17 protein-coding genes are annotated in these 18,156 nt (G+C 66.9%); 10 read left to right on the top strand and 7 right to left on the bottom strand.

What is annotated here, in order from left to right; translation table 11 throughout:
• Positions 1–43 precede the first annotated feature (43 nt).
• Together AB0K35_RS04515 and AB0K35_RS04510 are read right to left on the bottom strand one after the other, a co-directional pair.
• On the bottom strand, positions 44–781 hold the full coding sequence (locus AB0K35_RS04515) for a transcriptional regulator (RefSeq protein ID WP_363883737.1): 738 nt from the start codon (positions 779–781) through the stop codon (positions 44–46).
• A 150-nt stretch (positions 782–931) separates the two neighbouring features.
• On the bottom strand, positions 932–1,264 hold the full coding sequence (locus tag AB0K35_RS04510; protein WP_363883735.1) for a hypothetical protein: 333 nt from the start codon (positions 1,262–1,264) through the stop codon (positions 932–934).
• Between the two features lie 106 nt (positions 1,265–1,370).
• Between AB0K35_RS04510 and AB0K35_RS04505 the strand changes: the two genes are divergently transcribed.
• The 6 genes from AB0K35_RS04505 to AB0K35_RS04480 all read left to right on the top strand — a co-directional run bounded on the left by AB0K35_RS04505 (position 1,371) and on the right by AB0K35_RS04480 (position 7,298).
• On the top strand, positions 1,371–1,748 hold the full coding sequence (locus AB0K35_RS04505; protein ID WP_363883733.1) for a hypothetical protein: 378 nt from the start codon (positions 1,371–1,373) through the stop codon (positions 1,746–1,748).
• Positions 1,749–2,007: 259 nt separating this feature from the next.
• Positions 2,008–3,480: a condensation domain-containing protein gene (locus tag AB0K35_RS04500; RefSeq protein WP_363883731.1), complete on the top strand. Its 1,473-nt coding sequence runs from the start codon at positions 2,008–2,010 to the stop codon at positions 3,478–3,480.
• Positions 3,481–3,919: 439 nt separating this feature from the next.
• Positions 3,920–4,363: a transposase family protein gene (locus AB0K35_RS04495; protein WP_363883729.1), complete on the top strand. Its 444-nt coding sequence runs from the start codon at positions 3,920–3,922 to the stop codon at positions 4,361–4,363.
• 908 nt (positions 4,364–5,271) lie between these two features.
• Positions 5,272–5,460, top strand: a complete 189-nt coding sequence (locus tag AB0K35_RS04490; protein ID WP_363883727.1) for a hypothetical protein — start codon at positions 5,272–5,274, stop codon at positions 5,458–5,460.
• Between the two features lie 984 nt (positions 5,461–6,444).
• Positions 6,445–6,831: a hypothetical protein gene (locus tag AB0K35_RS04485; RefSeq protein ID WP_139586411.1), complete on the top strand. Its 387-nt coding sequence runs from the start codon at positions 6,445–6,447 to the stop codon at positions 6,829–6,831.
• Positions 6,828–7,298, top strand: a complete 471-nt coding sequence (locus AB0K35_RS04480; RefSeq protein ID WP_363883725.1) for a DUF6036 family nucleotidyltransferase — start codon at positions 6,828–6,830, stop codon at positions 7,296–7,298. Before AB0K35_RS04485 ends, AB0K35_RS04480 begins: the two co-directional genes overlap by 4 nt.
• Positions 7,299–8,040: 742 nt before the next feature.
• Here the strand turns inward: AB0K35_RS04480 and AB0K35_RS04475 are convergent.
• On the bottom strand, positions 8,041–9,600 hold the full coding sequence (locus AB0K35_RS04475) for a carboxypeptidase-like regulatory domain-containing protein (protein WP_363883723.1): 1,560 nt from the start codon (positions 9,598–9,600) through the stop codon (positions 8,041–8,043).
• A 132-nt stretch (positions 9,601–9,732) separates the two neighbouring features.
• The gene (locus AB0K35_RS04470) at positions 9,733–10,101 is read right to left on the bottom strand and encodes a recombinase family protein (RefSeq protein WP_238671396.1); all 369 of its coding nucleotides are present in this window, start codon (positions 10,099–10,101) and stop codon (positions 9,733–9,735) included.
• Positions 10,102–10,300: 199 nt separating this feature from the next.
• On the opposite strand from AB0K35_RS04470, the gene AB0K35_RS04465 reads away from it, so the two are divergent.
• On the top strand, positions 10,301–10,888 hold the full coding sequence (locus AB0K35_RS04465; protein ID WP_363883721.1) for a hypothetical protein: 588 nt from the start codon (positions 10,301–10,303) through the stop codon (positions 10,886–10,888).
• A 71-nt stretch (positions 10,889–10,959) separates the two neighbouring features.
• Here the strand turns inward: AB0K35_RS04465 and AB0K35_RS04460 are convergent, their stop codons facing one another.
• Positions 10,960–12,168, bottom strand: a complete 1,209-nt coding sequence (locus AB0K35_RS04460) for a helix-turn-helix domain-containing protein (RefSeq protein WP_363883719.1) — start codon at positions 12,166–12,168, stop codon at positions 10,960–10,962.
• 327 nt (positions 12,169–12,495) lie between these two features.
• Between AB0K35_RS04460 and AB0K35_RS04455 the strand changes: the two genes are divergently transcribed.
• Positions 12,496–12,702: a hypothetical protein gene (locus tag AB0K35_RS04455; RefSeq protein WP_363883717.1), complete on the top strand. Its 207-nt coding sequence runs from the start codon at positions 12,496–12,498 to the stop codon at positions 12,700–12,702.
• Between the two features lie 270 nt (positions 12,703–12,972).
• Positions 12,973–14,523 (top strand): OmpA family protein, encoded by a 1,551-nt coding sequence (locus AB0K35_RS04450; protein ID WP_363883715.1) that lies wholly within the window; start codon positions 12,973–12,975, stop codon positions 14,521–14,523.
• Between the two features lie 345 nt (positions 14,524–14,868).
• On the opposite strand, the gene AB0K35_RS04445 is transcribed toward AB0K35_RS04450, so the two are convergent.
• Both AB0K35_RS04445 and AB0K35_RS04440 read right to left on the bottom strand, forming a co-directional pair.
• Positions 14,869–15,990, bottom strand: coding sequence for an FAD-dependent oxidoreductase (locus AB0K35_RS04445; protein WP_363883713.1), 1,122 nt, complete (start codon positions 15,988–15,990; stop codon positions 14,869–14,871).
• Between the two features lie 207 nt (positions 15,991–16,197).
• Positions 16,198–16,860, bottom strand: a complete 663-nt coding sequence (locus tag AB0K35_RS04440; RefSeq protein WP_363883711.1) for a DoxX family protein — start codon at positions 16,858–16,860, stop codon at positions 16,198–16,200.
• Positions 16,861–17,244: 384 nt separating this feature from the next.
• On the opposite strand from AB0K35_RS04440, the gene sigJ reads away from it, so the two are divergent.
• Positions 17,245–18,129 carry an RNA polymerase sigma factor SigJ gene (gene sigJ, locus AB0K35_RS04435; protein WP_238671390.1) on the top strand — a complete coding sequence of 295 codons (885 nt, stop codon included), beginning with the start codon at positions 17,245–17,247 and terminating at the stop codon, positions 18,127–18,129.
• Positions 18,130–18,156: the final 27 nt, after the last annotated feature.

Here is an 18,156-nt window from a genome sequence, read left to right as displayed (position 1 = left end):
CCCTCAACGCCCTGATCCTCGCCTACGGCGACCGGATCGCCATCTAACAGCATCGATCACACCACAGGCCCAAACACGGAAATCGACACACTCCCCTGCGAAACTCGAGGTCGGCGAGGATGGTGTTGAATAGGGCCGGGTACTTGCCGTCCCTGTCCCGGATCATGTATTTCACCTGGCAGCCGGCGTCTTCCAGGTCCATCACCAGGTTACGTGCGGTCTGGGTGACCAAGCCTGCGGTGGGGTGTGCGGTGGCGCCGAGGATTCGGATGCGGCGGGTGGCGTGTTCGATGACGGCCAGGATGTAGAGGCGGGCGCCGGTCAGTGTGGTGGTTTCGAAGAAGTCGGCGGCGATGATGGCGTGGGCCTGGGAGCGCAGGAACGTCGCCCATGTGCTGCTGGTGCGCTGAGGTGCCGGATCGACATCGGCTTCTTTCAGGATCTCCCAGACGGTGGACGCGGCGACCTTGACGCCCAGGACGAGTAGTTCGCCGTGGATACGGCGGTATCCCCAGCTGTTGTTCTCCGGGGCCAGTCGCAGGACCAGCCGGCGGATCGACCGGATCGTTCGTGGCCGTCCGGGCCGGTGGGGCCGGGAACTGCTGGCATGCCGGCGGGCGATCAGATCGCGGTGCCAGCGCAGCACGGTCTCCGGGCGCACCAGCAACCGCAGCTGGTTGCGCACGGTTCGCGATAGCGGGTGCAGCAGGGCCGCCAGCCACGCCCGGTCCGCTGGAGTGAACCGGACCCGTTCGCCGTGCAGTTGACGTTCGAGAACCATGACCTGGTGCCGCAGAGCGAGGATCTCGGCGTCCTTGTCGCGGTCACTCATCGGCAGCAGCCGCAGCAGAGCCAGAGCGTTGGTCACGCCGAGGTACGCCAGTCGAAACAACACACCCCATCGTCGCCCAGCGCTCGACGTCGAGCACCGTCACGATCCAGCCGAGAAGATCCGCGTCGGCCCCAGCTCCCTTGCCCCGGTGATCAAGATGGCTGTGAACAGGGTGGATGAGATTTTCGGCATCCACAGGGTCCACATACCCGCCAGTACGCGCGCCGAGTCACCTCCACCGTCCTGAGTCAGAGCGAGAACCCTCGCCGCCTCGGCGTCGGTGAGATCAACCGGCTGAGGGAGAAGACGCCCATTGGCGTCGAGCACAAAGAGCCGAACACCGCCAGCCAAGGGCAAAGCGTTCATCACGGTCACCCACTCCGGCAGGCGCTTGTCCGGAATGCGGAGTTTCTGCCCCTCTTCGAACCTCACAGGTCTACACTACGGATCCGGTCTCGCAAGGGGGGGCCTCCGACGGCCACGGCGAGTGATCCGGACCGCCAGGCTTGCCCTGGCAGGCCGTCGGCATGATAGCAGGGTGAAAAAGCTCTCCGACTGGATCGCGCAGCACCTGGTCGCCTGGCTCGTCGGCTCCGGGCTCCTGATCACTGCCTCGGCCGTCGTGCTCATGGTCGACTTCTCGAAGTCCTACCGGCCCCCGGCTGGCGAGGAACAGCCGAAGATTACCGACTGGATGCAGGCGTGGGGCAGCATCGGGGCCGTGATCGCCGGTGTGCTGGCTGCCCTCGCCGCAGGTGCCCTGCTGGTAGAAGTCCTCGGCCGCGTCTTCCGACTCCTTGTCGCCTTCACCGCTGCGTGGCAAACCGTGCAGCGTCCGCGTGACCGAGCGCAGCAGCGAGTGCGCGGTGAACGTGGCGTCGCCGAGCATGATCTTCAGTGGTTCCCCGGCCGGTGACAGGGCGAGTGCGTTGAGGCGCAGGACCGGCTGTTGGTGGATGTCGAGGAACTCGTGCCAGCGCAGAACCTCGGGGTCCGGCGACGGCGCCATCGACGCGTCGGACAGCGTCACCGCCGCGGCCAGCGATCCGCTTCAGCGAAGAGCCCGGCCCCAGATCCGAAGGCACACCCCGGCCACGACGGACCCGACCGCCCCACTTGACTTGCGGTGTCGTTCTTGATTCGATGGGGGCATACGCGGGGGGCGTGTTGCCAGAGTGCAGCTCGGCGTACACGACGAGAGCGTGCCCGCAGGATCGGTCGTTCCGATTCCCGGACGATCAGTTGCTTGGTCCGAGGTGGTGTTTGTCCTGGCTCTCCTCAGTTACGGCCAGCTGTCCGTGCTGCGCAGCATAGAACACATCGACGTTAGCCAGTGGCATATTGCGAACATTGCCTACTGGCTACCACTTCGAACAGGGCTTGCCACGGATGAGGTACACGCGGCTTTGAACCATCTTGCTCGGCGACATGAATCGCTGCGCACGGTCTATCGACTGCCGGAAGAGGGCCCGCCGACACAACGGGTCGAGAAGGAACCCATCAGCGTGGTGGAGTACGCGGAGATCGACAATTCGGCCGAGGCGCAGGTCGCCTTGGTCGAAGCCTCCCGACAATGCGCTTTCAGGATCGAGGATGAGGTCGGGTGGCGCGCGACAATAGCCACGACCGACGGCACTCCTCGCGGCATCGGCTTCTGCATCCACCACATCGCCGCTGACGGCTGGGCCCAGCGCATCGTCGGGCAGGGCCTGTCACCGATCCTCAAGGTCGCACCGCATGGGCCTTCGATCGACGGGCGCGACGCCGTGCGGAGCCCTGGGGCCCTGGCGTCGGAGCAACGTTCGACGTCCTGGCGCGAGAGGCGACAACGGGGGCGTCGCTATCTTCGTGACTTCCTGGCCAGCGGCCTGCTGACGCCGAGCCCCTTCATGCCCGGTGAGCGCCTACGCACGCTGCCGACGCGTCATGACGGTGAACTGCGTCTGGATCATCTCGCTGGCGCGCTCCTCAGCCGCGCGCGCGGCATGCGTCTGCTGCCCCATACACTGCTGCTGGCCGCCGCCACGTTGACCACGGCCGCCTGTTTCGATGAGTTGTCAGCCGCGTGGTGGCTCATGTCCTCCAACCGGTTCGACCCTCGAACGAGTGGGCTGGTCACCTCCATGAACCAGGTCGTACCTGTGCATGCCGATCTCATCCCGCGAGGGACGGTCGCGGAGCTGATCCAACGCCTTCAGGCCAACAGCCTGGCCTCGCTCCGCTACGCCAGCTACGACGTCGACGAGTTCAACAACCTGGCCGAAGAGATGATCGGTGGACGGCCACGGCGGCAGTACATGTTCAACTATGCCCTGAACGAGGGGTTCACCGGTACAGACGACAAGCGCCCCCTCGACCAGATCCCGTTCGCAGAGCCGCGGGTGACGAGTCAGCAGAAGACGTCCGCCGCCTCCTGCTACTTCATCGTTGTCGACGAGCCGTGCTTGACCTTGGAGTACCAGACGACTCTCCCGCAGGCCGACGAGAGGCACGTAGCGGCTCTGCTGCGAACGTACGAGACCATACTGCGTCACGTCCTTCTGCAGCCCGAATCCTCGGTCCGGCGATTGCTCGACCAGGCCGTGCCCGGGATCGACTCCGCCGACGCCTCGCCGCATGGGGTTGGGTCCGGAGCGAGTCGTTCGTAGGACACGTGCGAGACGGCCAAGCCGCCGAGGTGTGCTAGGTTGCCGAGTTCATCCGGGTGCAAGGCCGCCGCGCCTTCATAGACGAACGCGAAGCACCGCTGACCACGTTCCGGCGGCCGCACCGCTACAACACCGTTCGCCGCCACTCCCGCCTTGGACAGCAGCCACCGATCACCTACGAGAAGAGCACCCGGCCAGCGCCAGCTACGCTGGCCCCGGCCGCATAAACCCCGTGTCCAAAATCAGGGGGTCAAGCCCCTCTACCAGCAGGGTCCCGGCAAAGTCGTGGAGTGCCCGGCTTGATGGGGTTGGTGTAGACGCGCCCTTGCTGGTGGTAGCAGGGCGGGCATGACCGTTCAGATGATCATCGAGGTTCCTACGCCTTGTTGATCGTCCGAAGTGAGTCATGCCCGCGCTGCCATCATCGCTGATCTCATCCTTGTCCGGTGCACCGGCTCTCACCACGCCCGAAACCGCTGCCGGGCTGCTCGCAGCGCTGGCCGATCTGCCGGATCCCCGTGCTCGTCGTGGAGTACGGCACCGGCTGACGGTCGTCGTCACTGCGGCCGTGTGTGCCGTGGTGGCCGGCTACCGCTCCTACACCGCGATCGCCGAGTGGGTTGCCGATGTCCCGGCTGCGACCGCGCTCGCGCTGGGCATCGTCCCGGATCGGCGCCCGTCGGAGTCGATGATCCGCCGCCTGTTGCAGCCCCTGGACCCGGACCTGCTCACCGCCGCCGTCAGCGGCTGGCTGTCCACCCGGACCATAGCGACAGCACCCGCTCAGCGGCAGGCGATCGCCGTGGACGGCAAGACACTGCGCGTGCGACACGAGGTCGCATGTGGTGAGTGGATCACGGCGGAGGAGGTGCCTGTGTGGTGACGTGATCCCCGGTCCGTGCTCGGTGGCCGGTCTCCTCTCTGGCGTGCGTCGTGGGTGACTGCGGGGTGCGGAGCCCAGGGTTCAAGCCGAAGGGTCCTCGTTCCTTCCGGGGGCTACGGGTGAGGAGAAGTACGGGCGGGCGAACGTGAGTGAACCCTTGGTTGATGCCTCGTCATCTTGAAGGTCCGGGTGGAGGGAAGCGGGACCGGGCCGAGGTCAGGGACTGGCCGGTGGGAAGCGGCGGATGCCGGTGGTGGAACGCAGCGCTGCCGGGTGAGCACCATCGTCCCCGGGGTACAGAGGGCGCCCTATCCGTGCGTCTCTCATGCATGCGGAACGTGGAAACCGTGCGCCACGAAGCACTTTGTGACTGTGTGGAGGTGAGACGACTTCACCGTTGGGTCGTCGCAGCGGCCTGATTGAAGCTGGGGGCAGCCGTGCGACGTGAGGTCGCACGTCGTGAGTGATCGCACTGCTTGGAGGTAGTCGATGACAAAGGTGTGATCCGGTCCAGTGTCCATTGGATCGTCCCCGTCCTGGCGTGCGTCGCGGGTGACTGCGGGGTGCGAAGCCCAGGAGAAAGCCGAAGGGTTCCCGTTCCACCCGGGGGCTACGGGCGAGGGGAAGGCCGGACGGGTGAACCAAGTGAATCTTCGTATGCTCCGTTATCAGCAGCTCCGCGAGGTGGGAGGTTCCAGCGGGGTATAGGGCTGGCCGCTGGGAAGCGGCAGGCGCCGACCAGAGAGGCTGCGCTGGTCGGGAGGACACCGCCGCCTCGGAGTAGAGAAGGCACCCACCCCGGCCGCATCTCATGCGTGCGGAACACGGCAACCCCGACAGAGGGAGTGTGGATCTAACTGTGTTTCCGGCCTGACCTGCCTGGCGTTGTGCCTGGTGAGGAGGGTGCCATGATGACCGCGACGCTGAACGATCAGAGCGGACGTAAGAAGCGGCCCGAGCCGTCGGCGGAGGCAAAGACCGCCGCCGAGCTGGTAGTGCGTCTTGAAGCCGTCGATCTCGGCACGGTGGTGTGTGACAACGGTGTCATCCTCGTGCGGAGCCATGTGGATGCTCCCATCTGGATGCTAGGCCGGTGATCGTCGGGTGGGCCGGACAGCGCATGGTGGCAAGCCGTGTTCCCGCTCCTGCCAGTACCAAACAATTCGTCCCGTCAAGGTGACCGGAGAACGTCAGCGTGATCCCAGCGCGGGTGTCGTGTCGGGGATGGCGTGCTCGATCAGGGCGGCCGCGATGCCGGCAGCGGTCGGGTAGACGTCGACGCCGAGGGTGCGGGTCCGGGCCGAGGCGCCGTCGAGCAGGAGCGCCAGCTGCTCTCCGAGCAGGTATGGGCCGGTCGCGCCGGCGTCCTAGGCGATCTTGATCAACCGGGTGGCGACGGACGTCTTGTGCTCGCGGGCCAGCACGCGCGCCGATGCTCCGAGTCGACTCCCTGTCCCGGTTGACCCTATCGAGTACGAGATCATCATGACCCCACCGGCCAGTCAGGCCGCGTGACTGAAACTGTCACCGATCCCTGCAGCAGACATCACCATTCGGCATTGCCCGACACCCGGCCTTGCTGGCGAAAAGCGCTGCTTCGCGGGCAGCACCTGTCCAGCCACAACCTCCGTGGGTTGCAGCGTTGGTTGCCATTCCGGTCGGCTGTGCTCGACCAATTCTCCGACCCACGCCGTCTACGTGTGACCGCGTGGCGCTGATCGACGTCGGCACCGGCCGGACAGTTGAGCGGCGGGTGCGCCCTCACCAGATCAGCGTGATCGGCTGGTCCTCCGTCGGCAAGCGAGAAACTCGACCAGCTTCGTCGCCTTCTCGATCGCATCCTGACTGAGAGTCACGCTCGCATGCACCCCTTGTTATTTGACAGGCAACGTCACAGACTGCGCCGTCTACAACCAAGATCACAAGGGTGATGCCGGGAGCGCAGCATGAGTGAACGTTCCGAGCAGGGGCGCGGCCCAAAATCGGGCACCCGTCGCCACCCCACCTCTGCGGTGTTCGCGGGCGGCGCCGCGATAGTCTGCAACGGATGAAGCCGTCGGCTCGAAGGTGAGGCTTGCCCGATGGGTACCAGCTACGAACCGATGAGTCTGGCCAGGTTGGCCACCCATCTGGCATCCGCGGACACCGACCAGACTCGCTGGAAGCTCGTATGGGAGTTTCTGGAGGAGTACCGCTGGGAACCCGCCGAAACCAGGGTCGACCTGTTAAGAGACGAGCCCGGGCTAACCGGAGACCCACGGTGGGACGCGCTGCTTGCCGCGCTCGCGGAGCACCTGTTAGCTCAGGCGGATCTTGCTCCGCCCGCATGGGTCGACGCACGTGTGCTGCGCCGGGCATGGTTCCCGGCCGAACTGGCCATTCACCGGGCCGACGCCCTGGCGTGGGCCCCGGCTGCATTCCGGAAGCACGGTGTGTACCTGTCCGTTCACGACCTGGCCGCGGCGTGAGCGGATCAGACAGCGTCCTCATGGGGCGCGCGGAACTCGAACGCGCGTTCACTCACCTGGGCGACCGGCTTGTCCGCCGCGGAGTCGTCGCTGACATCTTTATTGTGGGTGGTGCCGCGATGGCGCTCGCCTACGACGCGAAACGGGTCACCAGGGACGTCGACGCATTGTTCGTCCCGCACGGAGTCGTCCTCGATGAGGCGCGTGCAGTGGCCGACGAACTGGGCCTACCGCCGTGGTGGCTCAACGAGCAGGCCAGCGTGTATGTCTCCGGCAAGGATGACCCGGGCAAGCGGCGAGTCTTCGACCACCCTGGCCTGCGCGTGATGGCCGCCTCTCCGGAGCACATCTTCGCGATGAAAGCGCTCGCGGCGCGAACCCGCGACGTGGACGACCTTCGCGCCCTGGCGGCGCTGGCCAAGGTAACGACGGTGGACGACGCTATACGTCTGTGCAGCGACCTTTAACCCGACGAAGCGATCTCGCCACGAGCAATGGGAGTTATCCGCGAACTTTTCGGATGATTCGGATCCCCCATGCAGCGCAAGGCGGTCAATGCGATCACTTCCGATGGCTCAGGCCTCTAAGCAGGATCCTCACGTGTCCGCCGAAAGCGCGTGAAACGTGACCGTAAAGCGGGGCGCTTGCTCAGAATCCTATCTGCGGTTGTTCGCCTCGGAGATGGAACAGTTGGTGCCGTCGGGGGAGAGGTGCTTCGGGAATCTGCCGTTCCTGTTCAGCATCAAGGACGTGCGACGGCAGGATGGACAGATCTGACGGCTGCGTGGACGCCTGCACTGTCTTGGGCGATCACGATCCGCAGTGTGACGAGTCGTTTCCGAGCCACTGCACTCCCTCTGAGCGCCGTAGCTGAAAACGCCGTACCTCTCTTCACCGTAATGTTTCGGCAAAGTCTTGATCTTCGTGAGCTTCAGACGCAGACAACAGACGTCACAGTGAGCCAAGGGTAGCGACCTCCCGTGTCGGACGCTCTCGGCACCGATCGGCGTCCAGACGGGATTCGCCACTGCATTCGCTGTAACGCTTCAGGGCTGATGCGCGGGGGAGCCTTGAGTGGATGCTGCCCGAAGCCCGATCGAGGTCCCCTCTACTCAGGGGCGACCTGCGCACTCGCTTGGCGGAAGTCGGCAATGAACGCTGACCCGGCCCGGACCGGGGTGCGCGGGCGGCGCCGGTGCTCGTCCCGGCTCAGCCCCGAGGGCCGGGAAAGTTGACGGTGAACGGCGAGGTGCCCACCCGGATGGCGGACGCGTCGACCTGCCGGACGTAGTTCGGGTAGCAGCGGTCGGGGTGCAGGCAGAGCCGGACCCGCTGGCCGGGCAGGAGTCGAGCGTCGTACCGGCCGTCCTCGACGTTCTCGTCGACCGCGACGATGTCGCCGGTGTCGGCGTTGTAGACGTAGACGGGGTAGCTGTAGCCGTACACCGGGAGGCCGTTGGCTTGGCCGGAGACGGCGGTGCCGGCGCTCATCCGCTCGTTCGCGACGGTGATGCCGCCTGCGACGACCTTGATCCGGGTCGCCTTGACGCTGTTCGGCGCCCCACCGGACCATTGGGTGGCGTAGACGCTGTTGGCGCCGCCGTTGCCCGGTGGGATGAACGCCAGTGACCACTCGTACGGGCCGAGCCCGCTGAAGGTGTACGAGCCGTCGCCGGGAACCTTCCGGGTGGTCTCGTACCAGAACGGATCGTAGGTCGTCAGCGCGACGGTCACCGACACCGGCTGGCCGGTGACCGCGTCGGTGATCGACCCGGTGATCGACCCAGCCCGGTCCAACAGGATGTCGGGCAGCGTGGTGATCCCGGGCCCTGGCGCGACCACCAGTGCCTTGGTCCGGTCGCCGGTGCCACCGTTCGGGCCGACCCACTGCGCGCCGTGCCCCTCGGCCGAGCCGCCGGCCCAGATGTTGTACCGGTCCGGGTGGAGGCTCCGGAACCGCACCACCCCGTTCTCGTCGGAGATCTCGTTGGCGTCATAGATGTCGGGGAACCGCTTGTCCACCGAGATGGCGATGATTCCCGCGTTGGGCACCGGCGCGCCGGTCGCCCGGTCTCGCAGTGTCACTCGTAGTTCGTTACCGGGCGGCTGGACCGGCAGCGTCGCGTGGGTCACCCGCCCGGCGACCGCGTTCGCCTCGACCATCCCACCCTCGTGTACGCCGTCGTTCGCGGCACCGGTGAATCGGTAGTGGCCGGGCGGCACCTCCAGGTCGACGTACCCGTTCGGGAAGGTCCCGGCGGGGTTGGTGCAGATGAGGCCGAGCTCCATCGGGTCCTGCACACAGAAGTTCCGCACCTCGGCGCCGGTGGCCGCGTCGGCCGCGACGAACCGGATCCGGCCGGCCGGAGGAAGCACGTCGTCGACGACGAGCCGGCCACGGGTCGGCACGGTGACAGCTCCCCAGGGGAATCCGAGCCGGCTCGGGTAGTAGCGGGGCCGGAACACGCCGGGCAGTTGGTTGGTGATCCGGTAGCGCCCGGCCGACACCCCGGACACCCGCCACCGGCCAGCCCGGTCCGTGGTGGTCGAGTAGGTCGGATGCTCGGCGCCGGAGTCCGGCGCGAGGGTGACCCTGACCTGGCCAGCCGGTCGGCCGGACCGTTCGGTCAGAGTGCCGCTGACTGTCGCGGTGGCGCTACCGGCCCGTACCGGCGCGACCGTACCCAGCACCGCGTCGACGCCGAGCAGCAACAGTGCGCACAGCGCCGCCAACAGGAGGGTCGCGGGACGTGCTATTCGGCTGTCCATCGTGGTGGCACCTCCGGAATCGGCAAAGCTCGGCTCGCTCGCGCACGTCAGGGCAGCGTAACTTTGGCCATCATCACCTCAAGTCATGTGATGAACACGGACAGCGTCGGTTTTCGAGGCATCTGCAACTCGCTAGCGACGGTCAGGGCGCCGCCAGCCGCTCAGCGTGAGGAGGACTTCGTCGGTACGGGGCTTGTTCCAGACCTGCCGGCCGGTGTAGCGGGGGTTGGTGAGGATGACGCGGACGGTGCTTTTGGACCAGGCGATGCCGCTGCGATGTCGGTTGCGGGCGCGGTCGTGCGCCGAGGGGCAGGGCATCGTGTTCACGATTCCGGCGCTTGCCCGGGTCGCGGCCCGGGCCAGTGCGGAGCCTCCGACCAAGGCGATGTCGCCGTCGCCGGTTGCCCTCAACGTCTCGATCGTGGTGGCCAGGTCGGTGGTGGCCAGTCGCGCGCCCGACCAGCCGAGCGGTTCCCGCGTTCGCCAGCGGCCGAAGCCCAACGATCGTCCGCCCGGGGAACATCAGTCCACATGTCACGGTGCGGTGCCGGTCGTTGTGCGTCATGACAAGTCAGGCGTCGATTAGGGGGAAGGTTTGCGATCGTTCACGAAGACGTCGGCACGCCCGTCGCTGAATAGTTTCCCCACCATGTTTTTTCGATTCCCCTGCTACTGCGGGGAATGATTGTAGGAGGGGAAGATGCTCAGACGTCGCGTGCTCGGCATCGGGCTTGCCGCACTGCTGGCGGTCTCCGTGGCCGCCGTTGCTTCTCCGGCCAGTGCAGCAGGGTCTGCGATGGCTGCCGGGGCGATCCCCCAGCCGGTGCTCGATGCGGCGGAGGCTCTGGCCGGAGGGCAGGTCGTAGCGGTAACACCTACGTTCAGCCGGAAGCCGACCACTCGTAAACCGGTCGCGGCAGCCGCCGAGAATGTGATCACCTGCACCGCGCGGGCCCAGTATCCACATGCGTCGACCGGCGGCAACGGCATCCCGGGCAGCATCGACGGCAAGGCGGATTCGTGGTGTGACGCGCCAATCCCGTACATCGGTGCTCAGGCCGAGTTGTACCAGTACGTCCCAGGCAGCGGCTTCTACCTGGTGTCGGTCGGAAGCCTGAACTCCGGCCCGGGGAACAAAACGTACACAGGTGTCGCCTTCACGATCTGCCAGAGTGTGCCGAACTACTACGTCACCAAGGGCATCCACACGTACACCGCTCCCGGCGGCTACTACCCACCGTCACTGACGCTGACAACACAGTCGCCCATCGTGCAGGTCACCTGCTGAGGAGGCCGCACGGATCAAACCGGCCGGCCACCGCAGTGCCAGCGGGGGCCGGCCGGGTACGCCCGGCCCCGTCAAGCCTGCCGCAGCCGATCGGCGATCGTCCAGGCGACGGCGGCGGTCAGGATCCGCACGCCGCGGGTCGAGGCGGGACGCAGCCCGATCAGCTCTTGGACGCGCCGTAGGCGATAGTCGAGCGTGCGGGCGTGGACGCCCAGCGCCCGTGCCGTCGCCGGTCGGGACATGTCGTGCAGGTAGTACGCGTCGAGGGTGCGGATCAGGTCCGGACCGGCTTCGAGTCGGGTGACGAGCTCCCGCAGCCAACTGTCCATGTGTGGCGAGTGGGCGGCTCCGAGTTCGACGAACCTGTCCGCGACGCTGTAGAGGTGCTGGGGTCTGCGCTCCGCCGACGTCAATCGGCTGATCTGTCGAGCCTGGTCCAGCACACCGGCCAGCTGGCCCACCGCTCCGAGGGCCGCGCCGGCAGCGCACCCACGGCCGGAGTCCACGGCGACGCCACGGACCAGGTCCAGGGTGCGATCCGCCACTGGACCGTGGACCCCACCGTTGACGAGCCAAGCCGAGGTGGCCGCCGGTGCGTCGACCGATGCCGGCGTGACCAGTACCAACTCCGCCGGCCCGAGCCAGGACATCGGGATCCGCCAGGACGCCAGGGCTGTCGCGACGATGCGTTTCCGCTCCGGGGCGGCCAGGCCCGGCGGGTCGAACCGAACAACCGTCACTAGCCACCGATGCCCGAGACGTACGCCGGCCGCCCGAGCGATGCCCACCGGCGGTGGTTCGTCGGCCAGCAGCGACCGCGCGAGCAACTGGACCTGAGCCGACATCGACCAGGTCTGTGCGACGCCAACAAGGTACCCGTCCAGGTAGGCGCAGCGGGCTCGGTTGCCCTCCCGCCCGAGCCAGTTGGCCATGTGGAGCACGTCCTCGGTGTTAGCCGGAGCAGCGGTCTCCACCACATCGCGCAGCATCAGTGCGGTATGGGTGCTGAGCGCCTGCCGCTGCGACGCCAGCGAGAGCCGATCCTCGCCTCGTCGTCGGCCGACGTCGCCGATGGCCGCCAGGTCGTCCTCGTCGAGCGACGTGTCGTCCCGTACGCGCTCCAGACTCACCCGTCGAATGAAACGCGCGAAGTCGAGCATGTGCGCGAGCTGCTCCGGTGACGGCGACGCGTACTCGGGCACCTCGCGCTGGTAGGTGTTGACGGCGCGCAGGGCATTTACGTCAATCCGCCGCTGGAGCGCCACGATCAGGTCAGGCACGACACCTCCTGTGTGGGACGTCGGACGCCTTTCGATTGATGTTCGCCGATCGTATGGCCTCGCTGAGGGTCGACTTCGGTAAGTATTGCCCGTTCCGGTTGGCCGCTACGGCGATGGCCCGCAGCGTCGGAGAGCCCACCTGCCGCCGTAGCGCGCGGAGTCGATCGCGCAGAGCTGGGATCGGGTCACTCACCGTCACGTCAGCAGAGTACTGCCACGGCTCCTCGAGGGCGTCCGATGTTCGGTTGCGTTCGACCGGACCACCTCGGACACGTGGTTCGCGATCGTGACGGCACAGACACACGCCGAGCTTGCTGAGGAGTAAGGATGACGGAGATGCGCGGTGTTGCCGTCGCAATAAGCGGACTTGGTGCGGCTGGCTGCGGCATGGTGGCGGCGGCGGAAGCGCCGACAGTGAGCGCGATTGTGGCCGGGGCGGTCGTCGTTCTCGTCGGGGCCTTGTCGCTCGTGGGGTGCTGCGCCAAGGACCGCGCCGCGATCTTGACGATGCCGTCGCCACAAATCTACCCGTAGCGATCGTTCTAGTTGTAGTGAGCGCTACAGGATGCGCCGGCAACCTTCACCCTGGATAGCCCCGGCGCGGAGGTGGTCGTGGCTCGTGGCTGTCACAAAACGGGGTGGAGCTTCGTCGAGTGCGTGTGGTGAGACCAAGGTTGAAAGCCAGGAGTCGGGCATAGGCCGGAACAACGGACGCCGCCCGATCCGAACGACCCCGTGCGTAAGAACCTGCTGCGCCACCCTGGGTCCACCCGCGACCAACCGCACCGACCGCAAACGAGGATCATGACCAAGCTCCGTCATTTCCGACGTCAGGACGCCTCCCCCAGGTCTAGCCGGAGGCTGGCCCTGAGCGCCGTACTCACCCTGGCAATGATCGGGTGCGGGGGACCGCCGAACAAGGACTCCCCGCCGCCGCCCGCCTCAAACACTCCGTCCGCCACCTCCACCTCCACCGCCACCACCGGCACGGCCCTGGCCGAAACCCGCAGCACCATGACCGAGAACCTGAAGGTCGAGGTCGTCGGCCTCAACCGCGTCGAGGGCAGGCACCTCATCGCTCAGATTCGCCTGTCCAACACCGGCACAGAGAAGCGTCTGTCCTGGGCTGGCGAGATGGGCGACCACACGCGCCCGCTTGGCGAGATCAAGTGGGCCTCCGGCATCGGCATCCTTGACGCGCAGGCCCGCACCTGGCTCCTGCCGTACAAACCCGCCGGATCCCCCTGTCTGTGCAGTGGCCTGGGCCGCGACGGCCTCGGCCATTTCATCGACCCCGGCCGGTCGATCACCGTCTACGCGGTGCTGCCCGCGCCGTCGGGCAACCCCGCGACGACCGTCGTCGTCACCCCAGTGGGCCCGCCGATGCTCGACGTGCCCATCAGCGACGAAGCTCCGGTCGGTGACTTTCCCGACCCCGATGCCGAACCCGTCACCCCGGTCACCCGCCGCCTCATCCTCCCCTCCGAATCACTGGACAAGTCGGAGGAGACCGCCGACGACGGCAAGGACCTGCAGGTCAACCTCTCCGCCGACGTGCTGTTCGCGGTGGACAAGGCCACCCTCACCCCCAAAGCCAGGTCGGTCATGGCCCGCACGGCGAAGCTCATCGACGCCTCGCCCGCCACGGTGGTGACCGTGGCGGGCCACGCCGACTCCTCCGGCACTGACGCCATCAACGACCCACTCTCGCTGCGCCGCGCCCAGGCAGTACAACACGCCCTGTCGGCGCTGCTGACCAGAGACGGGGTCCGCTTCCAAACCGAGGGGTACGGCTCACGCCGCCCGCTCTACAGCAACGACAGCGACGAGGGAAAACGCCGCAATCGCCGCGTCACGGTGACCTTCCCCAAACCTCAACCCGCTGCCCAGGAACCGGTGGCCACGACCACCACCGGCGCGACCGACCTGACCGGCAGCGCCAGGGCCGACGGTCAGCCCATCGCGATGGAGGTCACCGGCCTGCGCCGGCTACCCGGAGGCCTCGGCCTGCTCACCTACAAGATCACCAATAAGGGCTCGTCCGACGCCTGGTTCAGAGACCTACACCACGCGCAGGACTGGGAGGCGTACAAATACCAGGCCGCCACCAACGTCCGCGTGACCGACCTCGTGGCCCGCCGCCAGTACCTGCCCGGCCGCATCGAGGTCCCCACCGACGACGGCGTGGACTTCTACTGCGCATGCACAGCCGTCTCCGGCGTCCGCATCAGCACCGAGAAGTTCCCACCGGGCCAGACCCGCGAGTTCTGGAACCTCTTCGCCCTGCCCGACACCGCCGCCACCCTCAAGGTCAAGATCGGCCCGTTCCGCGATTTCCAGGTTCCCGTCCAGTAACGGCATCCCGCGCTGCCTGCCACTTCAACCCATCAGGACGATCACCCTGTTGACCATCAGGAAGGACCTCGTGAAATCTCGACACATCCTGTCCGGACTGGTCGCGGCGGTGCTCACCGGCGCTGCGTCCCTGACGCTCGCCGCCTCGAGGTCGCCGGTGGGTGACGAGTGGAGGTACACCGATGACGCCAGCTCGGGAATGCCTTGCTAACGGCGTTCCCGGCGATCTTGGTAAGTAGGGGTCGGCGGGAAGGAAACGATCGGCATCAGCCACGTCATGCTTGCCGTCAGCGTGCGCCACAACGTCACCTCCACGATGACCGACACCACTGCCGAATCTTCCCCTCAGCGCACGGGGCCGGGGTGGCGCAGGCGGTGCATCGTGCTGCGGCTGATCGCCTCCTTGAAGGCGATGGCGGTCCGGCCGGTGAGTACCGCATCGATCGGCGTGTCATCGGCTCGGGTGAACTGGGTGATCCCGTCCCGTCGGCCGAGGCTGATGTTCTGCCAGACGTAGCGGATCCGAAGCGACCTCGGCGTCCGTCCGTCCAGCACGGCCGCGATCGCGTCTGCCACGTACAGACCCATCGGAAGGCCGGTCTGGCAGGACATCCGGGTCTCACCGCCGAATGCGGGTGCCGCCGCGGCGTCACCGATCCCGTACACCTGCGGGTGCGACACCGATCGGCAGGTCTCGTCAACGATCATCCGGCCACGGCCGTCGACGGCGAGACCGGCCCGATCGGCCAGCGCGGACACCCGGAAACCTGCCGTCCAGACGACGACCTCCGCGTCGAGATCCCGCCCGTCGTCGAGGCGCAGGCCTGCCGCCGAGACCATCTCGACCTGAACACCCTGGTGGACGCCAATGCCCATCCGGTCGAACGCCCGTCCGAGGTGGCGCCTGGCGGGCGGAGACAGCCAACCACCGACGGCGTCACTCGTCACCAGTTCGATCCGTAGCCCCGGATATGCCTCGGCAAGCTCGGTGGCGGCCTCGATGCCGGTCAGGCCACCGCCGACGACGGTAACGACATCGCCGGCCGAGGCACCGAGCAGATGCGACCGGAGCCGCTGCGCCTGAGCCGCCTCGGCGATCGTGAACGCGTGCTGCCGTACCCCCGGCACGCAGCTGACGTCCGCGCCACTGCCCAGTGCGTACACCAAGGTGTCGTAACCGACCGTGTACGGCTCGGCGTCCAGTCGGACGATCCTGGCGTCGACGTCGATGGCGGTGACCCGGGCCACGACGAGTTTCACGTCGGCACCGTCCAGCATGGTTCGCAGCGGCCGGTCTCGCAGGGCCTGCCCCGCGGCGAGCTGGTGCAACCGGATTCGTTCCACGAATCGGTCGGTGGCGTTGATCAGCGTAACCTCGACGTCGGTGCGGCGCAGCCGGCGGGCGGCGCGCCTGGCGGCGCCGAGGCCCGCGTACCCGGCGCCGAGTACCACCAGGCGGTGAGTCATGGTCGTCTCCTTTGATATGCGCTGGTTGACGGGTGACGGGGCAGATTCGTGACCGTCTTCCAGTGCAGGCGTGATCTTCCACGGCACTGCGGGGTGCTGCGCGATCTGTCAGCCGTGGCATCACCTAGCGTCCTGAACGGTTCTGACACGGATGTCGTGCGTCCACGACCGGGCGAGGAACCGTCGCGCAACGTCGAGGCCTACTCGTTACCTGTCGATCCAGCCGAGCTCAACTGCCTGCTCGCGCATGACGTCTTCCATCACGGGCAGCGTCAGGAACGAGACGGCATACAGAACAACGATGAGTCCGATCGGGACAACCCAAGCGCGAGGACGGGTTGCCCAGGTGCGGGGACGGATCTCCAACGGTCCGACGCCATCCGGTCCAGCGTCGGCACGGCCGGCCCGACGGAGCCGAGTCTCCGGAAGCCGGCGGTCGGCTGGCCTCAGCACCCACGACGCGATGGCGCACGTGCCGAACATCAACGGCACCCACCACGACTTGAGACCGTCACCGACTGCCAGATGCGACGCCACGGCACCCGACCACAGGAAGAGAGCGCCCACGTACGCCCATTCCTTGAGCAGCGGGAGCCCGGGCGCGATGATCGCGACGGCCGCGCCGGCCTGCCACGCGCCGAGAATGTAGGCGAAGAAGTGCGGGTACCCCAGGTGGTGCAACTGCACTTCCACCCATTCGATCGTCAGCAGGTTCCACACGGATCCAGCAGCCAACTCGAAAACGATTACAAACGTCGTGGCCCAAAAGGCGATGGCGCGGATCCGGCTCCAGGTCCAGCTACTTCGTGTGACGGTCGCCAACTTCTCGTCGGTCGCTTCCTGGAACTTTCTGGTCGCTTCAGTTCGCATCTCAGTCGCCTCGTCAAATCGGTCTGATGTGTTGGAAATTGCAGGCTCGCAGTGGCAGTACACAGCCGGGGCCGGAAGCAGCTGTCCACGCCGGCGGTGTAGTCGGTGCCGTCGGGACGGGCCAGGGTTCCGGTCAGGTGCGATCGCCGGGACGGAGGGAACGGTCACGGTCTCACTGCGCTTTTGACCCGCTGGGTGGGGTGTTCGTCTCAGTGGTACGACAACCGGGCGCCTCGGAATGTGAGGCGACGCGCGAACCTCACAGTTCGGGGTGCTGTCTTGTCGAACCAAGTGAGGCAGATGCGACCGAAGGGAGTCGGCGACACCATGACCAGACGAACCGAGCCAGGACACGCCCGACCCGATCCGAGCCTGACTGCGGTCATGAATGAACGGCGTCAGCTGATCAATCTCGCCTACCGGCTCCTCGGCTCCCTGGCCGACGCCGAAGATGCCGTCCAAGAGACCTATGCCCGCTGGTACGCCATGGCCCACCAACAGCAGGAGGCGATCCGATCCCCCGGCGCCTGGTTGACCAAGGTCGCCAGCCGGATCTGCCTCAACCTGCTCTCCTCGGCGCGGGTTAGGCGGGAGACCTACGTGGGCGAATGGCTCCCCGAGCCGCTACCCGAACCCACAGAGTGGATCAGCGGACGGTCCGACGCCACCACCATCGACCCGGCCGACCGCATCACCCTCGACGAGTCGATCAACATGGCCTTCCTCGTCGTACTCGAATCGATGACCCCGGCCGAGCGCGTCGCGTTCATCCTGCACGACGTCTTCCGCTACTCCTTCGCGGAAGTTGGCGACGTTGTCGGCCGTACCCCGGCGGCGTGCCGGCAGTTGGCTTCCTCGGCCCGCCGTCGCGTTGCCGCGGCACAGACCCGCGGGACCTCGACAGCCCCACGCGCCGACATCGTCAGGAATTTCAAACAGGCATGGGAGGCCAAGGACATCAACGCCCTCATCGGCCTCCTCGACCCCAACGCCACGGCGATCGCTGACGGCGGCGGCATTGTCGGCGCCGTGCTCCACCCGATCGAAGGCGCCGAGCAGATCGGCCGCTCCCTGATCCACCTCGAGGGCAGACTTCGGAATCTGACGCTCCTGGAGCGTCTGGTCAACGGCCAACCCGGCCTGATCGCCCAGCAGGACGGCCTCACCGTATCGGTGTACGCCTTCGAGGTGGTAGGCGACCGGATCAAGCGCATCTGGGCGGTACGCCACCCCGACAAGCTCCGGCCGTGGACGGTGGGACGCCCGTAAGGGCTCCCCGCTTCGGCACGGCTCTCA

It is taken from the genome of Micromonospora sp. NPDC053740 (assembly GCF_040677775.1).
In the GTDB taxonomy this organism is placed as follows: Bacteria; Actinomycetota; Actinomycetes; order Mycobacteriales; family Micromonosporaceae; genus Micromonospora; species Micromonospora alfalfae.
The sequence above is the reverse complement of the archived record's forward strand: the minus strand, read 5'-3'. Positions and strand labels throughout refer to the sequence as shown.